Annotated in this window: 1 protein-coding gene; it reads right to left on the reverse strand. The window is 56.0% G+C overall.

Annotation, left to right across the window (positions count from 1 at the left end):
- Nucleotides 1-287 (reverse strand): TetR/AcrR family transcriptional regulator (locus EOA85_RS37005; RefSeq protein ID WP_164760218.1); only part of this gene is annotated, 287 nt, incomplete at its 3' end.
- Between the last annotated feature and the right edge of the window lie 152 nt (nucleotides 288-439).

Consider the following 439-nt stretch of genomic DNA (forward strand, 5'->3'; position numbering starts at 1 on the left):
GCCTCGAGATCCTTCGGCTGGTCCGGAAAGGTGGAAATGGTGGCGAAGATGCCGGCATTGCAGCGCTCGGTGAGGTCGCGGACGATGGCGACGAAGAGTTTCTCCTTGTCGCCGTGGTGGTTGTAGATCGTCTGGCGCGAAACGCCGGCCTCGGCGGCAATCATGTCGATATTGGCGCCGGCGAAGCTTTCGCGGCAGAACACCTCGCCGGCAGCGTCCATGATGGAGGCGCGCTTGGCCTCATGACCGCGTGGCGGGATGCTGTCAGGAGAAACGTCGTGCTTCATGAAAAACTATATAGAGGTGATTGACGGATTAGACAAGAGTGTCTAAATTTATGGACTTAGCTAAAAGGAATATCCCTCCGCAGGAATTCGGAATTTCACGGCATGGAACGTCCTAGGATTATGGGCCGGTCGGCGGCCAATCAGATTTGAAA

The sequence above is a fragment of the Mesorhizobium sp. M5C.F.Ca.IN.020.29.1.1 genome, assembly GCF_003997375.1.
GTDB classification, from domain to species: Bacteria; Pseudomonadota; Alphaproteobacteria; order Rhizobiales; family Rhizobiaceae; genus Mesorhizobium; species Mesorhizobium wenxiniae.